The organism is Pseudomonas sp. TH41 (genome assembly GCF_016650695.1).
Classification (GTDB): Bacteria; Pseudomonadota; Gammaproteobacteria; order Pseudomonadales; family Pseudomonadaceae; genus Aquipseudomonas.
In genome coordinates, this window is the sequence record NZ_JAEKFH010000005.1 from 837,017 (window position 1) to 862,107 (window position 25,091).

Annotated in this window: 24 protein-coding genes; 1 reads left to right on the forward strand and 23 read right to left on the reverse strand. The window is 59.8% G+C overall.

Annotated elements, in window-relative coordinates:
• The 18 genes from fliQ to JFU37_RS22380 all read right to left on the reverse strand — a co-directional run bounded on the left by fliQ (position 1) and on the right by JFU37_RS22380 (position 16,711).
• A complete protein-coding gene (gene fliQ, locus JFU37_RS22295) occupies positions 1–270 on the reverse strand; it encodes a flagellar biosynthesis protein FliQ (RefSeq protein ID WP_201118830.1) in 270 nt (89 codons plus the stop codon).
• Positions 267–1,025 carry a flagellar type III secretion system pore protein FliP gene (gene fliP / locus JFU37_RS22300; protein ID WP_201118840.1) on the reverse strand — a complete coding sequence of 253 codons (759 nt, stop codon included), beginning with the start codon at positions 1,023–1,025 and terminating at the stop codon, positions 267–269. Before fliP ends, fliQ begins: the two co-directional genes overlap by 4 nt.
• Entirely contained in the window at positions 1,025–1,489 is a 465-nt protein-coding gene (fliO, locus tag JFU37_RS22305) for a flagellar biosynthetic protein FliO (protein WP_201118843.1), read from the reverse strand. The genes fliP and fliO overlap by 1 nt, the downstream gene beginning before the upstream one ends.
• Positions 1,490–1,948 (reverse strand): flagellar motor switch protein FliN, encoded by a 459-nt coding sequence (gene fliN / locus JFU37_RS22310; protein ID WP_201118845.1) that lies wholly within the window; start codon positions 1,946–1,948, stop codon positions 1,490–1,492.
• Positions 1,949–2,003: 55 nt separating this feature from the next.
• Positions 2,004–2,972, reverse strand: a complete 969-nt coding sequence (fliM, locus tag JFU37_RS22315) for a flagellar motor switch protein FliM (RefSeq protein ID WP_201118848.1) — start codon at positions 2,970–2,972, stop codon at positions 2,004–2,006.
• Positions 2,973–2,981: 9 nt separating this feature from the next.
• Positions 2,982–3,482 (reverse strand): flagellar basal body-associated protein FliL, encoded by a 501-nt coding sequence (gene fliL, locus JFU37_RS22320; RefSeq protein WP_201118850.1) that lies wholly within the window; start codon positions 3,480–3,482, stop codon positions 2,982–2,984.
• Between the two features lie 565 nt (positions 3,483–4,047).
• On the reverse strand, positions 4,048–5,418 hold the full coding sequence (locus JFU37_RS22325) for a flagellar hook-length control protein FliK (protein ID WP_201118852.1): 1,371 nt from the start codon (positions 5,416–5,418) through the stop codon (positions 4,048–4,050).
• Between the two features lie 83 nt (positions 5,419–5,501).
• Positions 5,502–5,870, reverse strand: a complete 369-nt coding sequence (locus JFU37_RS22330; RefSeq protein ID WP_201118855.1) for an Hpt domain-containing protein — start codon at positions 5,868–5,870, stop codon at positions 5,502–5,504.
• A 30-nt stretch (positions 5,871–5,900) separates the two neighbouring features.
• Entirely contained in the window at positions 5,901–7,607 is a 1,707-nt protein-coding gene (locus tag JFU37_RS22335; protein WP_201118857.1) for an ATP-binding SpoIIE family protein phosphatase, read from the reverse strand.
• Positions 7,608–7,612: 5 nt separating this feature from the next.
• Positions 7,613–7,918 carry an STAS domain-containing protein gene (locus tag JFU37_RS22340; RefSeq protein WP_201118859.1) on the reverse strand — a complete coding sequence of 102 codons (306 nt, stop codon included), beginning with the start codon at positions 7,916–7,918 and terminating at the stop codon, positions 7,613–7,615.
• A gap of 202 nt (positions 7,919–8,120) precedes the next feature.
• Complete coding sequence (fliJ, locus tag JFU37_RS22345; protein WP_201118861.1) at positions 8,121–8,570, reverse strand: flagellar export protein FliJ; 450 nt, start codon at positions 8,568–8,570, stop codon at positions 8,121–8,123.
• A 6-nt stretch (positions 8,571–8,576) separates the two neighbouring features.
• Positions 8,577–9,935, reverse strand: a complete 1,359-nt coding sequence (gene fliI, locus JFU37_RS22350; RefSeq protein WP_201118863.1) for a flagellar protein export ATPase FliI — start codon at positions 9,933–9,935, stop codon at positions 8,577–8,579.
• Positions 9,925–10,725: a flagellar assembly protein FliH gene (fliH, locus tag JFU37_RS22355; protein WP_201118866.1), complete on the reverse strand. Its 801-nt coding sequence runs from the start codon at positions 10,723–10,725 to the stop codon at positions 9,925–9,927. Before fliH ends, fliI begins: the two co-directional genes overlap by 11 nt.
• A 7-nt stretch (positions 10,726–10,732) precedes the next feature.
• Complete coding sequence (gene fliG, locus JFU37_RS22360) at positions 10,733–11,752, reverse strand: flagellar motor switch protein FliG (RefSeq protein WP_201118868.1); 1,020 nt, start codon at positions 11,750–11,752, stop codon at positions 10,733–10,735.
• Positions 11,745–13,532, reverse strand: coding sequence for a flagellar basal-body MS-ring/collar protein FliF (gene fliF / locus JFU37_RS22365; protein WP_201118870.1), 1,788 nt, complete (start codon positions 13,530–13,532; stop codon positions 11,745–11,747). Before fliF ends, fliG begins: the two co-directional genes overlap by 8 nt.
• Before the next feature lie 15 nt (positions 13,533–13,547).
• The gene (fliE, locus tag JFU37_RS22370) at positions 13,548–13,877 is read right to left on the reverse strand and encodes a flagellar hook-basal body complex protein FliE (RefSeq protein WP_008072611.1); all 330 of its coding nucleotides are present in this window, start codon (positions 13,875–13,877) and stop codon (positions 13,548–13,550) included.
• A gap of 237 nt (positions 13,878–14,114) precedes the next feature.
• Positions 14,115–15,500 (reverse strand): sigma-54-dependent transcriptional regulator, encoded by a 1,386-nt coding sequence (locus JFU37_RS22375; protein WP_201118873.1) that lies wholly within the window; start codon positions 15,498–15,500, stop codon positions 14,115–14,117.
• Between the two features lie 5 nt (positions 15,501–15,505).
• A complete protein-coding gene (locus tag JFU37_RS22380; protein ID WP_201119503.1) occupies positions 15,506–16,711 on the reverse strand; it encodes a sensor histidine kinase in 1,206 nt (401 codons plus the stop codon).
• A gap of 437 nt (positions 16,712–17,148) precedes the next feature.
• Between JFU37_RS22380 and JFU37_RS22385 the strand changes: the two genes are divergently transcribed.
• Complete coding sequence (locus JFU37_RS22385; RefSeq protein ID WP_201118875.1) at positions 17,149–20,646, forward strand: glycosyltransferase; 3,498 nt, start codon at positions 17,149–17,151, stop codon at positions 20,644–20,646.
• 61 nt (positions 20,647–20,707) lie between these two features.
• Here the strand turns inward: JFU37_RS22385 and JFU37_RS22390 are convergent, their stop codons facing one another.
• From JFU37_RS22390 to JFU37_RS22410, 5 genes are all read right to left on the reverse strand, one after another.
• On the reverse strand, positions 20,708–22,183 hold the full coding sequence (locus JFU37_RS22390) for a sigma-54 dependent transcriptional regulator (protein ID WP_201118877.1): 1,476 nt from the start codon (positions 22,181–22,183) through the stop codon (positions 20,708–20,710).
• 168 nt (positions 22,184–22,351) lie between these two features.
• Entirely contained in the window at positions 22,352–22,648 is a 297-nt protein-coding gene (locus tag JFU37_RS22395; RefSeq protein WP_201118879.1) for a flagellar protein FliT, read from the reverse strand.
• A gap of 10 nt (positions 22,649–22,658) precedes the next feature.
• Positions 22,659–23,054: a flagellar export chaperone FliS gene (gene fliS, locus JFU37_RS22400; protein WP_201118882.1), complete on the reverse strand. Its 396-nt coding sequence runs from the start codon at positions 23,052–23,054 to the stop codon at positions 22,659–22,661.
• Between the two features lie 133 nt (positions 23,055–23,187).
• Entirely contained in the window at positions 23,188–24,630 is a 1,443-nt protein-coding gene (fliD, locus tag JFU37_RS22405) for a flagellar filament capping protein FliD (protein WP_201118891.1), read from the reverse strand.
• Positions 24,631–24,713: 83 nt separating this feature from the next.
• Complete coding sequence (locus tag JFU37_RS22410; protein ID WP_201118893.1) at positions 24,714–25,064, reverse strand: flagellar protein FlaG; 351 nt, start codon at positions 25,062–25,064, stop codon at positions 24,714–24,716.
• Positions 25,065–25,091: the final 27 nt, after the last annotated feature.

Here is a 25,091-nt window from a genome sequence, read left to right on the forward strand (position 1 = left end):
TTAGCCAATGACCTGAGGAATACTGCCGTACAACTGCAGGATGTATTCCATGAAGGTCTGCACCAGCCATGGGCCGGCCACGATCAGCGTCACCAGCATCACCAGCAAGCGCGGCAGAAAGCTCAGGGTCTGTTCGTTGATCTGGGTGGCGGCCTGGAACATCGCCACCAGCAAACCGACCAGCAAGCTCGGGATCACCAGCACCGCGACCATCATGGTGGTCAGCCACAGCGCTTGCCGGAAGATGTCTACCGCAACTTCTGGCGTCATGGCGAGACACCGCCGAAGCTGCTCGCCAGCGTGCCGATAATCAACGCCCAGCCATCCACCAGCACGAACAGCATGATCTTGAACGGCAGGGAAATGATCAGTGGCGAAAGCATCATCATCCCCATGGCCATCAGCACACTGGCCACGACCAAGTCGATGATCAGGAATGGAATAAAGATCATGAAGCCGATCTGGAACGCGGTTTTCAGCTCGGACGTGACGAATGCCGGGACCAGAATGGTCAACGGCGCCTGATCCGGCGACGCGATATCGGTGCGCTTGGACAAGCGCATGAACAATTCCAGATCGCTGCTGCGTGTCTGGGCGAGCATGAAGTCCTTGATCGGCACCTGAGCCTTGGCCACGGCATCCTGAGCAGTCATTTTTTCCGCGAGATACGGTTGCAAGGCGTCCTGATTCACTCGGTCAAACACCGGCGCCATGATGAACAGGGTCAGGAACAGCGCCATGCCCGTGAGGATCTGGTTCGATGGCGTCTGCTGCAGGCCCAGGGCCTGACGCAAAATCGAGAAGACGATGATGATCCGGGTAAAACTGGTCATCAGCATGACGAACGCCGGAATGAAACTCAGCGCGGTCATGATCAGCAGGATTTGCAGGCTGACCGAGTATTCCTGAGCACCATTGGCGTTGGTGCCCAGGGTGATCGCCGGAATCGACAACGGATCGGCGGCGAACGCCAGCGGCGCGACCAGCATCAGGGCCAGCGTCAAGACGATGCGTAGCGCACCCATTACTTCTTATCCTTCTGATCCTTGCCGAGCATCTCCAATAGACGCTGGGCAAACTCCGGAGTCGCTTTTTCAGCACCGCTCGGCACTTGCACCGGCTCCTTGAGCACATGCAACGCGGTGATGGTGCCGGGGCTGAGGCCGAGCAGAATCTGCTCGTTGCCCACTTGCACCAGCATTAAACGGTCACGAGGGCCGAGCGCGCGGGAACCGATCAACTCGATCACCTGCCCTTTACCGGCCGGCCCGGCCTGCTGGACCCGGCGCAACAGCCAGGCGAGGAAGAAGATCAACCCCAGCACCAGCAGCAAACCGAATACCAACTGCGTCAATTGCCCGGCCACACCGCTGCTGACCGCTGGCGCAGCCGTCGTGGTGGCAGCAGCGGTGGCCACCGGCTCGGCAGCCAGAACGCTGAACGGCAAGGCCAGCGCTAACCCCAGCAAAGAACCCAGAACCTTTTTCACTTAGCGCAGCTTCTTGATGCGTTCGCTTGGGCTGATCACGTCGGTCAGGCGGATGCCGAACTTCTCGTTGACCACGACCACTTCGCCGTGAGCGATGAGCGTGCCATTAACCAGCACGTCGAGAGGCTCACCGGCCAGACGGTCAAGCTCGATCACCGAGCCCTGGTTGAGCTGCAGCAGGTTGCGGATGTTGATGTCGGTGCTGCCGACTTCCATGGAAATCGACACCGGAATGTCGAGAATCACGTCCAGGTTCGGGCCTTCCAGGCTGACCGGGTCGTTGTTCTTCGGCACGCTGCCGAACTCTTCCATCGGCAGACGGTTGGACCGCGAACCGGCGGCGTCGGCGGCCAGCAAGGCGTCGATGTCGTCCTGGCCGGCATCACCGGTTTCTTCCAGGGCCGCAGCCCATTCATCAGCCAGCGCCTGGTCGTCCTGGGTATTCATATCGTTAGCCATCATTTGTCCTCGGCGGGCAAAAATTCAGTAGTTAAAACGAATTGGGAGGCGCCGCTCAGCGGCGCTCGATCGGCTCGATCACTTGCAACGCGAGGTTGCCTTTGTGCGAGCCCATCTTGACCTTGAACGCAGGCACGCCGTTGGCGCGCATGATCATTTCTTCCGGCATGTCGACCGGGATAATGTCCCCCGGCTGCATGTGCAGGATGTCCCGCAGACGTAACTGGCGACGGGCGACCGTGGCGCCGATTGGCACGTCGACGTCCAGCACGTCCTGGCGCAAGGCGTTGACCCAGCGCTCGTCCTGATCGTCGAGGTCCGACTGGAAGCCGGCGTCGAGCATTTCGCGCACTGGCTCGATCATCGAGTACGGCATCGTCACGTGCAGATCACCGCCACCGCCATCGAGTTCAATGTGGAACGTCGACACGACAACCGCTTCGCTCGGACCGACGATGTTGGCCATGGCCGGGTTCACTTCCGAGTTGATGTACTCGAAGTTCACTTCCATGATCGCCTGCCAGGCTTCCTTCAAATCAACGAAGGCCTGCTCCAGCACCATACGCACCACACGCAGTTCGGTCGGGGTGAATTCACGCCCTTCGATCTTCGCGTGACGGCCGTCGCCGCCGAAGAAGTTGTCCACCAGCTTGAACACCAGTTTGGCGTCGAGGATGAACAGCGCAGTGCCGCGCAACGGTTTGATCTTGACCAGGTTGAGGCTGGTCGGGACGTACAGCGAGTGCACGTATTCGCCGAACTTCATCACCTGCACGCCACCGACGGCAACGTCCGCCGAGCGGCGCAGCATGTTGAACATGCTGATGCGGGTGTAGCGGGCGAAACGCTCGTTGATCATTTCCAGGGTCGGCATGCGTCCACGGACGATGCGATCCTGGCTGGTCAGGTCGTAGCTTTTAACGGTGCCGGGTTCGGCAGCGATATCGGTCTGAACCAGACCATCGTCGACGCCATGCAACAGCGCATCGATCTCATCCTGGGACAGCAGGTCCTGCACGGCCATGTCGTGTTCCTACTGCAGTACGAAATTAGTGAAAAGCAGCTGTTCGATGACCACTTTGCCGAGTTCTTTCTGCGCCACTTCCTGGACGCTGGCCGTGGCTTTCTGACGCAACATTTCCTGGCCGACCGGCGACGCGAGGGTGGCGAAGTCCTGGCCGGAGAACAGCATGACCAGGTTATTACGGATCACCGGCATGTGGACTTTGAGCGCATCCAGATCGGCCTGATTGCGCCCCTGCAGGGTAATGCTCACCTGCATGTAACGCTGACGGCCGTTCTGGTTGTAGTTGGCCACGAACGCCGGGGCCATGGGCTCGAAAATCGCTGGCTGCTTGCCAAGAGGCGCTGTATCCGCCACGACGACAGGTTTGCTCTGGGCGCTGTGCATGAAGTACCAGGTCGCCCCCACGGACAAGCCGATCGCCAGCAGCAGGGCTACCACGATCGCGATGATCAGCTTGAGTTTGCCTTTGGTTGCGGGGTCTTTTACTGCTGCGTCGCTCTTCGCCATGCCAATAATCCGTCACTATTCGGGTTTTCACAGTCGCACGGCAAGGCAAGAGCAAGTGTTATGCCATGTAGGAGCGAGCTTGCTCGCGAAAAACCCGAGGTCGCCGCTGGGTGTCAGGTTTGGCGGGTTAACGTTGGCGACCATCGCGAGCAAGCTCGCTCCTACAGGGGGGTCGACGGCGCTGGAGCCAAATGCCTGTAGGAGCGAGCTTGCTCGCGAAAAACCCGAGGTCGCCGCTGGGTGTCAGGTGTGGCGGGTTAACGTTGGCGACCATCGCGAGCAAGCTCGCTCCTACAGGGGGGTCGACGGCGCTGGAGCCAAATGCCTGTAGGAGCGAGCTTGCTCGCGAAAAACCCGAGGCCGCCGCTGGGTGTCAGGTTTGGCGGGTTAACGTTGGCGACCATCGCGAGCGAGCTCGCTCCTACAGAGGGTCGACGGCGCTGGAGCCAAATGCCTGTAGGAGCGAGCTTGCTCGCGAAAAACCCGAGGCCGCCGCTGGGTGTCAGGTTTGGCGGGTTATCGTTGGCGACCATCGCGAGCGAGCTCGCTCCTACAGGGGGGGGGATCAGGCGTAATAATCGACGGCGCTGGAGCCGATCACGCTGGTCGCCGTTGCTGTTACTTCAGCAACATTCGATGCGACCTCTGCCTCCATGGAATCAACTCGACCACCACTGGCGCTGGTGCGCCCGCCCTGGCCTTGGCCCTGCTGCGCCTGATTCTGCCCCTGCCCCTGCCAGCCACGGGACTGATCGGAAACGTTGACGTCGACCTGGCCCATGCCCTGCTGCGCAAACATGTCACGCAAGCGGTGCATCTGGCCGTCCAGCGCTTCACGAACGCTTGGATGCGCACTCATGAATGTCACTTGGGTCTGCTGGTCCGGAATCATGTTCACTCGAATGTCGAGGCGCCCCAGCTCGGCCGGTTGTAACTGGATGTCGGCCGCCTTGAGATTAGCGCTGGACAAGTACATGACCCGGTTAACCACTTCTTCGGTCCAGCCGCTCTGATGCATGGCGATCGGCTGGTTCACCGGCACCGCATTAGCGGTTTTCGGCGTGGCAGCCTGTGTCAGCGCCGCCAGACGGCTCGCAAAATCATCGACACGGGTATCGCTACTGGCGGACTTCAGGTCCTTGAGACCGTCCTCAATAAGACCACTGAAGGCCTTGTCGCCGCCCTGACTGGTGCTGTCTTTGTCGGCTTGCACATCGAGCATGCTCGCCATGGCCGCAGTAAAGTTTTGCGCCGAGGTTTGCTCACCGTCGGCCTGGGCCTGGGCCGAGGTCGCCACCGCTTTAGGCTGAGCCTGGCTGGAAGCGGAAACGTGCCCGCTTTGCTCCATGGCCATGCGCACGGCTGGCAGTGCGTCGAGGGGATCGGCTTCGGGGTCGAAATCGGTATCCGTGGTGGCGACGGCCGCTGTCGAGGATGCTGGGGTGAGCGCTGCCGCGGCAACGACCGGCGGTTGCTCGGTAGCTGCCGCGGGCGGAGTGGTCGGCACTGGCGCTGCAACCGTCGACTGTATCGCCTGCATCAACGCTGGATCGAGCGCCGGGTCAACAGGCGCGGCATCGGTCACCGGCGTCTGAGGCGTATCCGACGCGTCATCGCTGGCGGCCTGGTCGTCGGACGGCGCCGGTTTATCGGCGGGCAAGGAATTGCCGCTATCGGCAACCGCCGGTTCCGGGGCGGCAGACTTGTCTTTGCTGACGTCTTTTTTGCCGGCACTGTCCGGGGCGTGATCACGTGCCGGCTTAGTCGGCCCGTTGTTCACAGCAGGGAGTTTGTTCTGGGCTTGATTGGCGTAGACCTTGGCGAAGCTGTGCGCCTTGTCCGCAGGGTCAGCGGCCACCGCCGGGGTATTGGCGGAGGCGGCTTGAGTCTTGGCCCGCGCGGCAGCCTGAAGCAGGATATTGGGGGTAACGGGCATGACACGGTCTCCGCTGCACTGGGATCGTAGGTACAGTTGACCGAGATTACTGCAAGGGTCGGGCCAGCTTTTGTCAATTGGCGCTAATAGCGCCGGACAGTGGGCTTGGCGGCGAGAGAGCGCTGGCGTTCCGCCTCATAGAGGGGTCGGACGATGGCGAATTCACGGTCGATTTCACTGACGAGCTGTTCAATACCGACGAGACTTTTGTTTTTGGCCTGCTGTTCGAGCCTATGACATAACTCGGCCAAGCGAATGGCGCCCATATTACTGCTGCTGCCCTTGAAACTATGGGCAGTCTCCATGAGCTGCGCGGCATCGTCAGCCTTGAGCAACAGATTCAAACGCTCTTCGGAATCGGCGAGAAAGGTATCCAGCAACGCTGGATACTCGTCCTCCATGACTTCCTGCAACGCGCTCAGCACGTTTCGGTCCAGATGTGTGTCAGCCACTTGTTCACTCCTTGATCAAGAATGCGTGGATTATGCCAGAGCCTCCCAGAAAAACTCCACGCGGGCACTTCGCCCATCGTCGGACCAACTGGCGTTGCGGCCCAGTTGACGAATAAGGCTGACCCCGCGCCCCGACAAACGGATGCCATCGAGGGGCCGCGCCATCACCTTCGCCACATCGAATCCATGGCCACTGTCTTCGACACGAATCGTCAGGCAACCGCCCTCGTTGTTTGGCGCCACCTGCAAATGCACTCGCACATAGCCATCCTGCAACGCGTCCAGCCGTGCGTTGCGCTGTTGATAATAGCGAGAAAAACCTGAGGCATCGCGCTTGAGGCTCGAGTCCAGACCCAGCACGCCATGCTCCAGCGCATTGGAATACAGTTCAGCCAACACACTGTAAAGCGCTCCGCTCTGGGCCCGTAGACCATGGACCTCAAGCAGCAATTGCAGAAGATACGGCAGCGGATTGAAGCGTTTGAGCGTGGCGGCGCGAAACTCGAAGCTCAGCGACCAGTCCAGTGGGCAGGACTGGCCGCTGTCGGAATAGACCAGGGCCGGCGGACTCAGCTGCGCAGCTTCCAGCAACCGGACTTCGACCATACTGACATCGTCGCGCGCCACACCGCGAAAGTCCCTTAGCGCCTGTTCGATCTCCTCGAACAGCTCATCAGGCTGGCGATTGGCGGCAAACACCTGCTGCAAGCGCTCTACGCCGAATAACTGTTCGTTGGCGTCACAGGTATCGATCACCCCGTCGGACAACAGGAAGACCCGATCCCCGACCGCCATCGGAAACACTTCAGTGCGGTCATCAAACGTTGACGGGCTCAGCACGCCGAGCGGTAAATGCCGCGCTTTCAGCGGCGTGCGCGTGCCGCTGGCCATACTGTGGAGGTAACCGTCCGGCATCCCGCCATTCCAGACTTCCACCGAGCGTCGCTGAAAACTCAGGCACAGCATCGTTGCACAACAGAACATGTCCACCGGCAGGATGCGCTTGAGCTTGGCATTCATCTCGCGCAGGGTTTCTGACAAGCCGTAACCTTTGGCGGTCATGCCATAAAAAACTTCGGCCAGCGGCATGGCGCCGACCGCCGCCGGCAAACCGTGGCCGGTGAAATCGCCGAGCAGCACGTGCATGTCGCCGGCCGGGGTGAACGCAGCCAGCAGCAGATCGCCGTTAAACAACGCATAGGGCGATTGCAGGTAGCGAATATTCGGGGCATTCAGGCAGCCGGAGTGGGCCACTTTGTCGAACACGGCCTTGGCCACGCGCTGCTCGTTGAGCAGGTAATCGTGGTGCCTGGCGATCTGGTCGCGCTGCTGCAATACGGTGGCCTGCAACCGCCGCAAGCGGTCCATCGCCTTGATCTTGGCGGCGAGGATTACCTGGTTGTAAGGCTTTGCCAAAAAATCGTCACCCCCGGCCTCCAGACAACGGGCCAGCGCTTCGCTTTCGCTCAACGAGGTGAGAAAGATAATCGGCACCAGGGTTTCCCCGGCCAACACCTTGATCTGTTGCGCCGCCTCGAAACCGTCCATCACCGGCATCATCGCGTCCATCAACACCAGTTGCGGACGTTGCTGGCGAAACGCTTCGACCGCTTCGGCACCGTTGGCCGCCGTGAGCACTTCATGGCCCTGGCGACGAACGATACTCGACAACAGCATGCGATCGGCCGCGCTGTCTTCAGCGATCAGTATCGTCAGCGACTCGAACGGCGCAAGCATGACGCTCACGCCAGGTCGAAAATTTGTTCAAAGTTGGAGATGGCGAGAATTTTGCGCACATCGGCATTGGCGTTGCTCAATGTGATCTCGGCATTCTCGCCGCCAGCGTGATCACGCAATAGCAACAGCATGCCGAGCGCTGAACTGTCGAGGTAGGTGGCGTCTTTCAAGTTCACCTCGAAGGATTCGGGCTTTGGCTCGAGGTTCTCGTAGGACTCGCGAAATGCCTGATGCTTGGCGAAATCGAATCGTCCCTTGATCGATATCGTCAGCTTTTGCCCATCCTGGGATACTTCGGTAACGACTGACATTGAACGGCTTCCTTGTCATTGGGGAGGGGAACGTACGTGTACAAGGTTTAGCATTTGGCGGAGATGGGGGCAAGTGTAGGAGCGAGCTTGCTCGCGATGAACCCGAGCGCGCATGGGGGTATCAGGAAAACAGCGTTATCGTTGACGACCATCGCGAGCAAGCTCGCTCCTACAGGGGGGGTGCACTGCCAGCGCCAAACAATCAATACGGATCCTGACGCGGCAACCGCTGGGACAATTCATCCAGCAGCTTCTGCTCGCGTTTGTCTTCCAGCTGCCGCGCTTCATACGCGTAACGTTGAACGAGCTTACGCAGGCCTTCGACCCGGGCAAACGCCTGTTGCCAGGATTCCCGCGCCTTGTTCAGATTGTTCTGATGCCAAACCAGGCTTTGTCGCTGCTGATCGATGGCGGTGCCCAGTTGTGCAAGGAAACCTTGATACCCCAGCAGCCATTGCCCCGACACACCGCTGCTGCCGCGCACGATCCACTGTTCCTGATAATCGAGGCGAAACGCTTCAAGGTCGGCGAGTTTGCTTTCAGCCAAGCGAACCTGACCCTGAAAGTGCCCCAGCCGCTGGACCGCCGTTTTTTCGACCTTTTCGGCCATTTCGACCACTGGCGCCAGACGCCCTGCCCGACTCTGGGCCATGATCGATTAGCCCCCAGCCGCAGGGGCGAAGATCGAGCCGAGATAGGCTTCGCTTTCACCCAGGCTGATGCTGTCGTTCAGGCCCTGGCGCAGGTATTTGACCAGCTGCGGTTGCAGGGAAATCGCCAGGTCGGTCTCCCGGTCACCGCCGGCGACGTAGGCACCGACGCTGATCAGGTCTCGGCTCTGTTGATAGCGCGACCACAGCTGCTTGAAGTATTGGGCACGCGTCATGTGCTCCGGCGACACCACCGACGGCATGACCCGACTGATGGACGCCTCGATGTCGATGGCCGGGTAATGCCCTTCCTCGGCCAGTCGCCGGGACAGCACGATGTGCCCGTCGAGCACCCCCCGCGCAGCATCGGCAATCGGGTCCTGCTGGTCGTCGCCTTCGGACAAAACAGTGTAGAACGCGGTGATCGAGCCGCCGCCCTTCTCGGCGTTACCGGCCCGCTCCACCAGCTTAGGCAACTTGGCGAACACCGACGGCGGATAACCCTTGGTCGCGGGTGGTTCGCCGATGGCCAGGGCAATTTCCCGCTGGGCCTGGGCGAAACGGGTCAGGGAGTCCATCAGCAACAGGACGTTCTTGCCCTTGTCGCGGAAATACTCGGCGATGCGCGTGCAGTACATGGCCGCGCGCAAACGCATCAGTGGCGCATCGTCCGCTGGGGACGCCACGACCACCGAACGCTTGAGCCCTTCTTCACCGAGGATGTTCTCGATGAACTCTTTAACTTCACGACCCCGCTCCCCGATCAGCCCGACGACGATGATGTCGGCCTCGGTGAAGCGAGTCATCATGCCCAGCAGCACACTCTTGCCGACGCCCGTACCGGCGAACAGCCCAAGCCGTTGCCCACGGCCGACCGTCAACAAACCGTTGATGGTGCGGATGCCCACGTCCAGCGGCTCGCTGATCGGTTCGCGCTTGAGTGGATTGATGGTCGGGCCGTCCATCGGCACCCAGTCTTCGGCCTTCATCCCGCCCTTGCCGTCCAGCGCACGACCGGCGCCGTCCAACACCCGACCGAGCATGCTCATGCCCATCGGCAAGCGACCGGTGTCGGCCAACGGAACCACACGAGCCCCGGGAGCGATGCCGGCGACACTGCCCACCGGCATCAGAAAGACTTTGCTGCCAGAGAACCCCATGACTTCGGCTTCGACTTGTACCGGGTGATAGCTGTCGTCGTTGATGACCATGCAGCGGCTGCCCATGGCGGCGCGCAAGCCTTCGGCTTCGAGGGTCAGGCCGACCATGCGCAGCAAGCGGCCTTCGAGGATCGGTGCGCCGGCCAACTCCGTGGCCTCGGCGTAACTGCCAAGGCGCTTGGCGAAGCTGGTGCGATCAAGGCGCATCGGGAGCGTCCGGCGCTGGCACGACCGCTGGCTTGTCGTCGATCGGCAGCTCCAGGCTCAGGTCCGGCGCGGCCGGGTGCAGCGCCTGCTCGTGCAATTGATCGAACAATTTGTCCATGACCCGCGCAATACGGGTTTCGACCGTAGCGTCGATGCGGCTGTGCTCGGTCTCGACCCGGCAACCACCCGGCAACAGGGCCTCGTCCTCGACGATGCGCCAGGTTTCCTCATGGCGCTCGCGCAGGGCTTTGACCTGTTCGAAATCCTGTGGATTGATGTACAGCCGCACGTTGCCCACACCCAGCGGCAGGAGTTTGAGCGCTTCGCGCATGACGTGCTCAATCTGTGTCGAGTCGATGGCCAGTTCGCGCTGAATCACCTGTTTGGTGATGTGCTGCACGAGGTCGACCAGCGACTTTTCAATCTGGGTGTCCTGCTCGGCGATGGGCTCGAACAGGTGGCCCATCAACTGCTCGAGGCCGGCAATCTTGGCTGCCAGCGCCACTTCGGCTTCCTGACGGACCTTGAGCGTGGTGCTGTGAAAACCTTCTCTTTCGCCCGTGGCGAAGCCTTCGTTGTAGGCTTCCTGGCGAATGCTTTCGAGCTCTTCAAGCGTCAGTGGCTGGACTTCATCCAGCGGCACTTCTTCCATTTCCGGAGGCTCGGGCTCAGGTTCAGGCTCGGGCTCCGGCACAAGCGGGTCGAAACTGGGCAGCGACCAGACATCGAAACCACCGGTGTCCTTGGCCCGGATCAGGTCGGTCTGGGACTCATCATGTTTGGACGACATAGTGACCTTAGATCATCTCTTCGCCGCCCTTCCCGCCGAGAACGATTTCTCCGGCTTCGGCCATACGGCGGGCAATGGTGAGGATTTCTTTCTGCGCCGTTTCCACGTCGCTGACGCGCACCGGGCCTTTGGCCTCGAGGTCGTCGCGCAACAGTTCGGCGGCTCGTTTGGACATGTTCTTGAAGATCTTCTCTTTGACGCCTTCGTCCGAACCCTTGAGGGCCAGTACCAGCACGTCGGAAGACACTTCGCGCAACAGGGCCTGAATACCACGGTCGTCGACATCGGACAGGTTGTTGAACACGAACATGAGGTCTTCGATCTGACCGGACAGGTCCTCGTCGACTTCGCGGATCGAGTCCATCAACTGACCTTCGATCGAGCTGTCGAGGAAGTTCATGATGTCGGCCGCGCGCTTGATGCCACCCAGGGTGGTGCGCGATGCATTCGAGTTGCCTGAGAACTGCTTCTCGAGAATCTGGTTGAGTTCTTTCAGCGCGGCTGGCTGCACGGTATTCAGCGAGGAAACCCGCAGAATGATGTCCAGTCGCACCTTGTGGTCGAAGTTGCCCAGCACTTCGCCGGCCTGGTCGGGGTCGAGATACGCCACGACGATCGCCTGGATCTGCGGGTGCTCGTAACGGATCACGTCGGCAACGGCGCGCGGCTCCATCCACTTCAGGCTGTCGAGGCCGCTGGTGTTGCCGCCCAACAGGATGCGGTCGATCAGGCCGTTGGCCTTGTCCTCGCCAAGGGCCTGGGTGAGCATTTTGCGCACGTAGTCGTCGGAGCCGACGCCCAGGCTGGTCTGGTCGCCGACGATCTCGACGAACTCGCTCATGACCTGCTCGACCTGCTCGCGGTGCACGTTGCCCATCTGGGCCATCGCCACACCCACACGCTGGACCTCTTTGGGCCCCATGTGGCGCAACACTTGGGCAGCATCGGTCGAACCGAGGGACAGCAGCAGAATCGCGGCTTTGTCGACCTTGGTCAGTTTGGCGGCAACGGCTCGGTTATCACTCATCTGCGTTAATCCACTCTTTCACGACCTGGGCCACACGACCCGGATCTTCTGCCACCAGACTCTTGATTGCGTTCAACTGTGCGTCATAGCCTTCGCTCGGGCTCGGCAGCAGGATGCTTTGCGGGCCACCGAGGCTGACGCGGTCGTTGGCCAGTTCTCCGTCCAGGCCGCCCATGCCACCCAACTCGGCGTCGCTGCCGATGCCGGCCAGCTGCTTGCCTTTGCCGCCACCGGTGATGTTGTTGAGTACCGGGCGCAGCACACCGAACACCAGCACCAGGATGAACAAGACACCCAGCACTTGTTTGACGATGTCCCAGAACCACGGTTGGGAGTAGAACGGAATTTCGGCAATCACTTCACCGCGCTCGGCGGAGAACGGCATGTTGATCACGCTGACGCTGTCGCCGCGGCTAGCGTCGAAGCCTACGGCGTCCTGCACCAGACGCGTGAAGCGCGCCAATTCGTCGGCGCTCCACGGCGCGCGGGTGGTTTCACCGTTGGCAGCGTTGATCTTGACCTGGTCATCCACCACCACCGACACCGACAGGCGATTCAAACGGCCCTGCTGTTGTTTGGTGTGGCTGATGGAGCGGTCGAGCTCGAAGTTCTTGGTGGATTGTTGACGCTTGTCCGCCGGGTAAGGTGCCAGCATCGGCTGCCCGGTGGCCGGGTCCATGATTTGCTGGCCGTTGGCGTCAATCAGTGGCTGGCCTGGCTGCACCATGCCGGCTGACGCGGCAGCGCCACCGGTGGTTTGCGGCGCGGAGGCTGGCGATGGTGGCTGGTTGCTCAGTGCGCCCGGCACACCTTGCGGGCCATTGCTGGCGGTGCGTTGTTCATTCACCGACTGCTCGCTGCGCAACGCCGGTTGATCCGGGTTGAACTGCTCGGAGGTCGACTCGATGGCACTGAAATCCACGTCGGCCGAGACTTCGGCTTTATAGCGATCGTTGCCCAGCACCGGCTGCAGAATGTTGTGCACACGCTGGGTGAGCATGCTTTCCATGCGACGGCTGTAATCGAATTGCTTGCCGGCCATGGTCAGTTCAGAGTTTTCCGCCTGGTCCGAGAGCAGCGTGCCCTTCTGGTCGACGACGGTGATCTGGGATTTGCTGAGTTCCGGAACACTGGTCGCGACCAGGTTGATGATCGCCAGCACCTGACCCGGCTCCAGCGAACGACCGGAATACAGTTCCACCAGCACCGAAGCGCTCGGCTTGCGCTCGTCGCGCACGAACACCGAACTTTTCGGAATCGCCAGGTGCACGCGGGCACCCTTGACGTTGTTCAGGCTGGAGATGGTCCGGGCCAGTTCGCCTTCGAGGCCACGACGATAACGGGTGGCCTCCATGAACTGGCTGGTCCCCAGGCCCTGGTCCTTGTCGAGGATTTCAAAACCGATGTTGCCGTCGCTGGGAGTGACACCAGCGGCTGCGAGCTTGAGCCGCGCACGGGACAGGTCATCGGCCTTGACCAGCAAGGCTCCGGAATTGGGTTCAACGGTATAAGGGATATCGGCAGAGGCCAGGGTATCCATGACCTGTTTGGCATCCATACCGGCAAGGCTGCCGTACAAAGGCCGGTAGTCCGGCTGTTGGGACCACAACACCACGGCAAAGCCAATCGCCACGCTCGCAGCCAGGCCAACCAACAGGCCCACCTGACGCAGCACGGTCATCTCGGAGAGGTTTTCCAGGAAGGACAGCCCGAACAGCGGCGGTTTGCCGCCTATTGCGGTGGCCTTGGCCGGAACGTTATCGACGACTGCTTCTGCCATGACTCAATCTCGTCCTTAAACCGGCATCTGCATGATGTCTTGGTAGGCCTGAACCAGCTTGTTCCGCACTTGGGTCAACGCCTGAAAGGAAACGCTGGCTTTCTGCGAGGAAATCATCACGTCCGTCAGGTCGACGCCGCTCTTGCCGATTTCGAAGGCACTGGCCAACTGATTGGACGCCTGTTGAGTGTCGTTCACTTTATTGACGGCCTGACCGAGCATGTCGGAAAAGCTGCTGCCACCCAGTTCAGGGACTGCGGCAGTCGATTTCGGCGCAGACATGGCATCCATTTGCATGGAACGCATATCCAGCATCAACCGATTAAATTCAATACCTTGGCTCATGGTCTACTCTCATTGACGACCCGCAATTTTTTGACACTCACTCGGCGGGTAGTGAGGTGTTAGCAACAAGGGTGCCAGCTTAATGGTCGTTTTAAACAAAAGCCCGTCCCGAGCGCTCACCCAATCTGTAGGAGCGAGCTTGCTCGCGATGGACTTAAGAGCGCCGCGTTTATCCTGCAAACCCGCGTTATCGTTAACGACCATCGCGAGCAAGCTCGCTCCTAAAAAAAAATGGGGTCAGGTGGCGAACAGGTAGGCTTCCACGTCCATTCCAGCATCACGCATTTGCGCCAGCTTGTAGCGCAGTGTGCGCGGACTGATCCCCAAACGCTCGGCCGCTTCTTTGCGGCGGCCGCGCTCGGCGCGCAAGGTGTCGATGATCATCTGGAACTCACGGCGACGCAGGTCATCGCCCAACGCCCCCGCAGACTCTGATTCAACCTCCACGGCTCGCACTGGCACCGGCGCCAATGCCGGTAATGGCGCACAAGCGACCGGCCCGGACAGACAGAAATCCTGAGGCTGGATCAGACCACCCTGTTGCAGAATCAAGGCACGCTGGATCGCATTGTCCAGCTCGCGCACATTGCCCGGCCATGGATAAGCGATCAGGCACGCCTGAGCCTCGGACGACAGTCTCGCCGCGGCATGCTTCATCTTATTGACGTGTTTGGCCAGCAGTCGCTCGGCCAGCGGCAGGATGTCAGCGGTACGCTCGCGCAGTGGGCGCCAGGCCAATGGAAAGACTGACAGGCGATAGTAAAGATCTTCGCGAAAACGCCCCGCGGCCACTTCCCCGGCCAGGTCACGGTTGGTGGTCGCGACGACACGAATATCCAAGGCAATCGGCTTGCGTGCACCGACCCGCTCGACTTCGCGCTCTTGCAATACACGCAGCAACTTAGCCTGGAGACCGAGGGGCATTTCGGAAATTTCGTCGAGCAGAATGGTTCCACCGTCAGCCTGCTCGAACTTGCCGGCCTGGGCCGCGATGGCGCCGGTGAACGAGCCCTTTTCATGGCCGAACAGCGTCGCTTCAAGCATGTTGTCAGGAATGGCGGCGCAGTTGATCGCAATGAACGGCTGACTGGCGCGATGGGAGTGCTGATGGATGTAGCGCGCCAACACTTCTTTACCAGTCCCGGACTCACCGGAGATCAATACGGTGGAATCACTGCGCGCGACACGCGCGGCCAACTCCAGCAATTGCGCACTGGCCGGCTCGAACGCCACAGGCCCCTCGCTCTCGGTCGCGCCGAGACTGCCCAGCGCATGCCGCGCCACCAGGTCGAGCAACGCCTTGGGCTCAAATGGCTTGACCAGATAATCTGCGGCCCCCTGACGCATCGCATCGACCGCCCGCTCAACGGCGCCGTGAGCCGTCATCAGCAACACGGGCAATTGAGGCTGGCGAGCACGCAGCAATCCGAGCAACTGATGGCCGTCCATGCCCGGCATGTTGACGTCGCTGACCACCAGATTAAAGGCCTCGACGCCCACCGCCGCCAGCGCCTCTTCCGCCGAACCGACGGCCTTGTAATCGTGCCCGGCGAGCAACAGCGTATCCGCCAGCGCCTCACGGAGTGCGCGGTCATCCTCGACCAGCAGAACCTTGATTCCCATGCCCTTCACTCCGCGCCCTGAGCACTGCGCTTGTCATCAGAAAAAAGCGGCAGAATCACCTGCGCGCACGTGCCACGCCCCAGCCGTGAACGCAGGAGCAATTCTCCCTGATGGGCGCGAGCCACTGCCTTGACCACGGTCAGGCCGAGGCCGGTCCCGGTGGTTTTGGTGGTGAAAAACGGCTCGCCCAAACGGGCCAGCACCTTGGCGTCAATGCCGCTGCCACTGTCGCTGATACACAGACGCAGGTTGTTGCCTCGGGTATAGAGGTGGACCTTCAAACGAACGTTGCCGGGACTCGCCTGGATGGCGTTCTCGATCAGATTCAGGATCGCCCCGACGAGCGTGTCGCGATTGCACAGCAGCTCGCCCGAATGACTGTCGCACTGCCAGCGGATCGGCAAATCCTGTACGTGAGTCAGCGCCGCCGCTTGCAGCGCCTGCATCAACAGCTTCGGCGTGACGCGATCGGTCAGCGGCAATTCGCCGCGCGCGAACACCAGCATGTCGCGAACCTGATGCTCCAGCTCATGCAGACGCTCTTTCAGGCGTCCGGCAAATCGCTGCTGAGTGGCGACAGGCAACTCTTGCTCAGTCAAATGACTGGCGTAAAGCAACGCGGCGGACAACGGTGTTCGAATCTGATGGGCCAGCGACGCGACCATGCGACCGAGGGACGACAGACGTTCATGGCGGGCCAGTTGATCTTGCAGGTGACGGGTCTCAGTCAAGTCGTTGAGCAGCACCAACTGACCGGGCTCGGCATCCAGCGAGCGCGTGGCAATCGACAAGCGACGACCATCCTTGAGGGAGATTTCATGGCCATCGTCTTCACGCGGGGCAAAGCAACGCGCGATGATCTGGCGCCACAACTCGCCTTCGAGGGGCAGGCCGAGCAATTCACAGGCGGCGGGGTTGGCTTCGCGCACGATGCCCTGGGCGTCGATAACGATGACACCGCCAGGCAATAGATCCAGAAGGTTTTGCAGGCGGTTGGCCAGGCGTTCTTTTTCCGCCAGTTCTTGCATGCGTTGAGCACTGACAACTGCCAGCTCACCCTTGAGCTCGGTGACCCGGGCTTCGAGCATGCTGTAGGAGTCAGTCAACTGGCTGGACATCTGGCTAAACAGCGCGAACGCCTGCTCAAGGCCAAGCCGGCTCGCCTGCTCTACGGACGACGGTTGCCCCGAAGCGTCAGGGACAGAAGACATCTGGGCGGCTTGGGGCATCGTGCACTCTCGCTAGGCTGACCGTCAGTTAAACGGAACGTTGCGAGGGATGTAGCAATACCCGTGCCTAAACAGGCTCTCACGGATTACCGGAAAAAACGGAAAAGACGCTCTTAATCTTCATGAAAAAGAACTCGCTATCCCGGTAACGGTGGGCATAACGATGCCTGCAAAACGGCGATCAAGGGCTGGCGATCCGGGTGCAATCACCCGCCAGCCCACCACTGGCGTCGATGCTCGAAGTTGGAACGCTTCCTGCTTGGCCCCTTTGAATAGCAAGGAACAACATTTCATTGACGGTTGTGTGCCGGGACATTTTCACGTGCTGTTGTTCAATGTGCTGCACCACGCCGAAGTCGATTTCGATACAGCGCTGGTCCCCCCGACAAACACGCGCAGCATTTCAAATTGGTGTGAACATGACGAATACCCCCTCAGCCCAAGGTGCTTGCCTGGCTTCTGAAACCCGGCCCATCAACGCACACAGCAGCGCAGCCCCGTTCGTCGAAGAGTGCGAAGTGCTGGTCGTGCAGCAGCCACCTCTCGAAGACGGCGAGCCGCCAGTCGGCGTGGTCATCCATGCGTATCACCCCGATGGGCTGCGAGACATTTTGGTCCGCTTGATTAAACTGCATGAACGCCTGCACCTCTACGTAACCTGCGTGGCCGGCCGTGACGATACGGTACGTGCCCAGCTGGCGGCCAGCGGGCTGAGTTACTCGCTGTACCGGGTGCCCAACCACGGGCGGGATGTTTTGCCATTCCTGCAGGTGCTGCCGTTTTTACGTGCCGATAACATTCACACCCTGGTCAAGCTGCATACCCAGCGCCCGGTGCGCCCGGGTGTGGCGAACTCCTTGGCCCATGACCTTTTCGATGACCTGCTAAGCCCCGTACGCTTCCGCCAATCGGTAGAACACCTTGCCGACCCGGCGCGCCATCCACTGCTTGGCACCGAGAAATACTGGCTGCCGGTCACCAAAAACCTTGATGAAAGCACCCGCACACACCTGGTCACCCTGTCCGAGCGTGCCGGCTTTGACCCACGAGGAATCGACGATGCGCATTTTTTTGCCAGCACTATGTTCTTTGTGCGCACCGAAGCGTTGGCTCCCCTTGAACGGAAGCACCTGACGGGCAAAGATTTCGAAACTGAACGCGGCCAGCTTGAAGGTACCCTGGCACACGCCATGGAACGCTTTTTCGGCGTGCTGGCGAATGCCGGCCAACAGCAGCGCAATATCGACCTGTATCGGCGCTGGCTGGACACCCGCCAACTGGCTGCCGCCGAGTTCGAAGGTTTGCCGGCGCGACTTGCGAGCTGGCCGCGGCAACCGGACGTGTTGCTGGTGTTGACCGATACCACCGGCGACATTGCGTTGTTGCGCTCCAGCCTGGAAAGCATCGACCGCCAGCTTTATGGGGCGGCGGCCATCGTGGTGCTGTCCAATGCCGAACCGGTAGGAGTGACGCCGGCCGACAATCTGGTCTGGCTACCGCTGGCTGAATCCTGGCCGAGCCAGCTCAATGAGCTGCTGCAGGGCATCGAGGTCGACTGGTGCTACCTGCTGCGGGGCGGCGATCAACTCGATCCCCACGCGCTGCTATTGCTCGCCGAAGGCATCGCCCTGAACCCCGGCATCAGCGCTTGCTACAGCGATGAAGACTCGCTGACCGCAACCGGCTGCCAGGACCCGGTATTCAAGCCGGACCTGAACCTGGATCTGTTGCGCAGTTATCCATATGTCGGCCGAGCCCTGGCCTTCAGTCGCGAGGCCGTGCTGGCTGCCGATGGCTTCGATCCCGCCTTCACCGAACTGGCGCCCCATGACCTGCTCTATCGGCTGGTTGAAACTCATGGGCTGGGCACCGTCGGGCACCTCTCTGATGTGCTGGTGCACCAGGCAATCAACTTCGCCCAGTGGCTCGGCGAACCCCAAGTCATCGCACACTCCGCGGCTATAGTCGAGGCGCACTTGCAGCGCCTGGGCGTGGCTCATGAACTGCGCGCAGGACCTTTGCCGATGGCCAACCGCGTGGTTTACCAACACGCCGGGCAGCCGCTGGTGTCCATCATTATTCCCACCAAGGACTGCCTGCCGATGCTGCTCCGCTGCATCGAAAGCATCATGGAGAAAACCCGCTATACGAATTACGAACTGATCATCATCGACAACAACAGTGAAACCGCCGAAGCCCGGGACTGGTTCGGCGGTATGGAAAGCTTGAACGACGCCAAGGTGCGCATCCTGCGTTACCCGCACCCTTTCAACTATTCGGCGATCAACAATTTTGCCGTCAGCCAGGCCCGTGGCGATTACCTGGTGCTGCTCAACAATGACACCGCGGTCATTGATGGGGACTGGCTTGACGCACTGCTCCATCACGCCCAGCGGCCGGAAGTAGGGATAGTCGGCGCCAAATTATTATTCCCCGAAGGGACTATTCAGCATGCAGGCGTGGTACTCGGATTAGGCGGCGTCGCAGACCACCCATTCATCCGCGACCCAATGCAGTCCAACGGTTACCTTCACCGTTTGCAGGTTGACCAGAACTACAGCGCGGTGACCGCCGCCTGCCTGATGATCCCCACCGAGCTGTACCGTCAGGTGGGCGGATTGGACGAGGTCGGCCTGACGGTTTCCTTTAACGACGTCGATTTGTGCCTGAAAGTCGGCCAGGCCGGTCGACTGATTGTCTGGACGCCTTATGCGGTGCTGATGCACGAAAACAGCGTGAGCCAGCACACGGTCGACACCACCAAGCTGGAAGCCAAGCGCGAACGCTTCAAGCGCGAACAATCGGTGATGTACCAGCGTTGGCTGCCGCTACTCGCCAACGACCCGGCCTACAACCGCAACCTGACCCTGGAAGGTAGCGGCTTCGCCTCCAATTGCCGCAGCGAGGCCGTCTGGCAACCGCTCGCCAGTCGCGCGCTGCCTTACGCACTGTGCTACCCGGGCGACTTCTCCGGCTGCGGACATTATCGAGTGCGCCAGCCCTTCGCTGCCATGAAAGCCGCGCAGCTGGTCGAGGGCGCGGTGAGCGACTGGGGGCTTCTACCGGTAGAGTTGGAGCGCCTGGCGCCGGACACGATCATCTTCCAGCGGCAATACACGACGCCTCAGCTGGAACTCATGCAGAACACCAAGGCATTCTCCAAGGCCTTCAAGGTTTACGAGCTGGATGACTACATTCTCGACACGCCCACCGGATCAAGCCACGAACTGCCTCCCAAAGACATTGCCAAGCGCTTGAAGAAAGCCGTGGGTCTGTGCGACCGGCTGGTGGTGTCAACGCAGCCGCTGGCCAATGCACTGAAAGGTTTTAACGCCGACATTCGCGTGGTAGAGAACCGCTTGCCAAGCCAGTGGTGGAGCGGCCTGAACAGCCATCGCCAACGAGGCACCAAGCCTCGGGTCGGCTGGGCAGGCGGCTCGGGCCACGGCGATGACTTGCAACTCATTGCCGAAGTGGTTCGTGAACTGGCAGGGGAAGTGGAATGGGTGTTTATGGGCATGTGCCCACCGGCACTGCGTCCCTATGTCCACGAGTTCCATAGGGGCGTGAATATCGAGAAATACCCGGCGCACCTGGCTGGCTTAAACCTGGACCTGGCTTTGGCACCTCTGAAAGACACTATTTTCAACGCCTGCAAAAGCAATCTACGGCTATTGGAATACGGCGCCTGTGGCTTCCCGGTGATCTGCTCGGACATCCTCTGTTATCGCGGTGACTTCCCGGTAACCAGGGTGAGGAACAAGCCGAAAGACTGGATTGCCGCTATTCGCGAACATCTCGCTGAACCCGACGCCAACGCCGGGGCCGGAGATGCCCTGCGCAGCGTGGTACTCGATAACTGGATGCTCAGGGACGAACACCTGTTGGCGTGGCGAAACGCCTGGCTGACGGATTGAAAAAAAAGGCCAGCGTTGCGCGCTGGCCTTTTTTTGGTTTAAGGATTACCAGGAACAGGCGTCAATCATCCGCCTGTTCATCACCCTCGCGACGACTCATACCGTACTTGCGCATCTTTTCCACCAGGGTGGTGCGACGAATGCGCAGCCGTTCTGCCGCGCGCGCCACGATGCCATTGGCATCATCCAGCGCTTGCTGAATCAGCCCTTGCTCCAGACCGCCGAGGTAGTCCTTGAGGTCCAGGCCTTCTGGCGGCAGCAGGGCACCCGCCGCGAAGTCAGGCGCGTGACCATTGATGGCCACCCGCTCTTCAAGATCGCTGCGCAGGCTGTCGACCAGTTGTTCGTCTTCGTCGTCGACGTAGCGGAATTTCTTCGGCAACTCGACCACGCCGATCACCCCGTAGGGATGCATGATTGCCATGCGCTCCACCAGGTTGGCGAGTTCGCGGACGTTGCCTGGCCAGCCATGACGGCACAGCGACATGATCGCCGCGGAATTGAAACGGATCGAGCCGCGCTTTTCATGCTCCATGCGCGAGATCAACTCGTTCATCAGCAGCGGGATGTCTTCGACACGCTCGCGCAATGGCGCCATTTCGATCGGGAACACGTTCAGGCGGTAGTACAAGTCTTCGCGGAAGGTGCCGACCTCGATCATGCTTTCGAGATTCTTGTGGGTCGCCGCGATGATCCGCACATCGACGCTCTGGGTCTTGTTGCTCCCCACGCGCTCGAAGGTGCGCTCCTGCAACACCCGCAGCAACTTGACCTGCATTGGCAGCGGCATGTCGCCGATTTCGTCGAGGAACAGTGTGCCGCCATTGGCCAGTTCAAAACGTCCGGCGCGGCTGGTGATAGCCCCGGTAAAGGCGCCCTTCTCGTGGCCGAACAATTCGCTTTCCAGCAACTCGGCCGGGATCGCCCCGCAGTTGACCGGTACGAACGGCGCGTCGCGGCGCTTGGAGTGATAGTGCAGGTTACGCGCAACCACTTCCTTGCCGGTCCCGGACTCACCGAGGATCAGCACACTGGCATCGGTGTCGGCGACTTGCTGCATCATCTGGCGGACGTGTTGAATTGCCCGGCTGGTGCCGACAAGACTGCGGAAAAGATTGGGTTCACGGTGCCGACCGCGCTCACGGGCCTGGTCGTACATCTCGCGATAGACTTGGGCACGGTGCAGGGAGTCGAGCAATTTGCTGTAGCTGGGTGGCATTTCGAGGGTCGAAAGCACTCGGCGACGCTGGTCTTCCGGAAGGTCTATGGACGAATTATCACCCATTAACAAAACCGGAAGGAACTCATCCCAGGTAGAGAGTGTCTTTAACAAGCCCGGAAGTGCGCCAGGAGCATTGACCGTCCCGATGAGGACACAGATCACTTCACGACTTGATGACAAAGAGCCGACAGCCTGCTGCCAGTCATGGCTTCCGCAGGGTAAATTTTCTTCGCCAAGAAAATTTAAAATCACCGCTAAATCGCGGCGGCGGACGCTATCGTCATCAATCAGCAGAATTTTGGTTTCACGCCACATGCAATAGCAACTTCCCTAGTCAACTCAATGCCCAAATGCTGGGGCAAGCTAGACGCTTGCAGACACGTTACGCCTGTAGACGCCTGAAATCTGGAACCAGCCACTAGTTAAGTCAAAAAAACGTGCACAGTCAAATTTATGGCGCAGTATGTTTGGACTAATAGAGGATTAACCAAACAGATGGTAAACCTTTGCCGCGTTCTGTGCTTGATGGATCTGCGACATCTCGTCGACTATCGCCTGCCTTTCTCCTGTTGCCGCCTCAAGTAGCTGCTTGTACACCCCCAGCAACTCCTCAAGGTTATCGCGCAACGCGGCCTCGTCCAGTATCACCTCACTCAAAACGTCTTCCATGCAGGAACGGCAAGCCATGTCCAATTCACCGATGGCTTCCCAATTGCGCTCGGCCAATGCCCCGACTAACGCTTCGCGGGTCTGTTCGATTCGCTGCAGTACAAGACTCATGGTGATCTCCTTAAAACTGCGGACCTGGCGCGGCGATGGCGTCCCAACCTTCTTTGACGGTGCGAAGCAAACCTGCGACTTCGTCGAGAATCTTTGGGTCGGTCTGGATGTTGGCGTCAACCAGACGCTTCATCATGTAGGCATAGAGGTTATCCAGCTGCCCCACTTCATCGGCCTTGTTCTCAAGATCCAGGCCTTCTCGCAAGCCGCCAATGATGCCGATGGCCTTGCTGATCAATACACCTTTACCCGGAATATCGTTGCGCTCCATGGCGCCTTTTGCCTGAGCAATACGATCCAACCCACCCTCCATCAGCATCTGCACCAAACGGTGCGGACTGGCTTCGGAGACTTGGGCTTGCGCTCCAACTTTTTGATATTGCCGAAGGGCCAACATCGGATTCATGTTTCTACCTCATCACAACTCATGGACTCGCTTAACCAATATATCGTCTGCGAGCCAAAAAACTTTAAATCAAAAGACAAAAACCCGGCGCGCTAAAACACAGCCGGGTTTTTTTCTGTCACATCATCGCTGCTTAGCTGCGTTGTTGTGCATCCAGGCTATTGAAGAACGAGCTGATGTTAGTCGCCGTCGCCTTCATTTGCCCAACCAACAGGTCCATGGCGTTGTACTTGGCGGTCAATGTCGCCGTCAGCGTGGTGACACGCAGATCCAGCGCCGCCTGCTGGTCAGTCAGGTCGCTTTTCTGCTTGTTCAGGCTGGTGGAGCGCTGATCCAGGATACCGCCGGTCTGCGAATAAGGGCTGATCGCCGCACTCATTCGGGCCAGCAGGCCATTCTTGCTGTCGGTACCGGTAAACAGTGTTTGAATCTGACTGCCCAAACCCTTGGTGGTCATCGCCGTATTGAACTTTACGGAGTCAAAATTCAGCGTACCGGCCTTCTGGTCGGTCGTGATACCCAGTTGCGCCAGTACCGAGAGCTGCCCACCCGGACCTGGAGTCACCAGCTCCTTGCGGATATCAGCCAGGAGCGAACGAGGCATGGAGTCACCGGTCATTGGAGCAGAGACCGTCAGTTTGCCATCGCTATCGGCGGAGGCCTGGGTCAGTGAGGTGACCGTCTTCACCAAGGTGTTATAGGCGTCGACGAAGGACTGCAACGAAGTCTGCAACCCGGTCGTGTTATTTGCCACGGTCACTGTCGAAGTGCCCGCCGCCACCAGCGTCATGCTCAAGCCGCTCACGGCACCATTGACGGTGTTGGTTTTGCTGGTCACTGCCAGACCATCAATCGTCAGACTCGCATCGGCAGCCAGCGCACCAATCGTACCTGCACTGTTTGGATCAGGAATGGTCTGGCCCGGGTTGCTCGGATCAGGGATAGTGCCCATGACTTGAGTACCGTCGATTGCCAGACCGGCAATACCACTGACCTTCAGGTCCGACCCCTTGCCGGTCGTAGTCGACCCGATAACCAGGCGTGAGCCGGAGCTGTCAGTGACGATGTTGGCCGAGATGCCTTGAGCACTCAGCGTGGAGTTGATCGCGTCACGAGTGGACTGCAACGTCGCACTCGTCGGAATAGTAACGTTGTAGTCAGTGCCATTTTGACTGATGGTCAAATTACCACTCGGAATGGCACTGGTAGCACCGCCCGCAAAAGAAGCACTGGCCACTTTCGAACCGGTAGCCAGGTTGTTGACCTTGATGTTGTACGTACCGTTGACAGCCGTGTTGTCGGAGGTCGCCGTCAAGGTTGTCGCAGTCGACGAGGTTGCCGCAAAACCCGCAAACGCTGGAGCTGTGGAGCTGTTGAGCTTGTCCATTGCGGCCTGATAAGCGGCCAGGGCACTTTTGAGCGAGCCCACACCCGATATCTTCGATGTAGTGAGCGTGGTCTGGGTGGTGATCTGGTTCTGCTTGGCTGATTTGTCACTATTGACCAGCGCTGTCACGATCGAACCAATATCCAGACCGGAACCAAGACCTGTACCCGGTGTAATTGGACTTGCCATGTGCATCTCCCTTTCTGTCAGTCGCCGGCCTTTTGACCGGATGCGCCGTCAACTCAACGTACAAACACGATTCATGCCATTTCTCAGGCTTTCGCGTCGAATAGCACGTTGCTGGCCGTATTCAAACTTTCCGCCAGTTTCAGGACTTCTTCGGAAGGGATCTGCCGCACTACCAAACCCGATTCACTGGCAATCACTTTCACAACCACTTTGCCGGAAGCCTCGTCGATAGAGAACTCCAGATTGCGTTTGACCGACTGTACGAATTTTTCGATCTCTTGCACGGCCTGCTTCAACTTGCTCGGATCCAAGCTTTTGCTTTCAGCCACAGGTTGAACGGTATCGTTGTCGCTGCGAGACACAGTAGCCGGTTTATCGGCAGCGGTGCCGGGGGCGGCCGGGTAAGACAAATTCAGCTTAACGCTCATGTCCATATCCATCACCTTCTAAAGCAAAAAAGC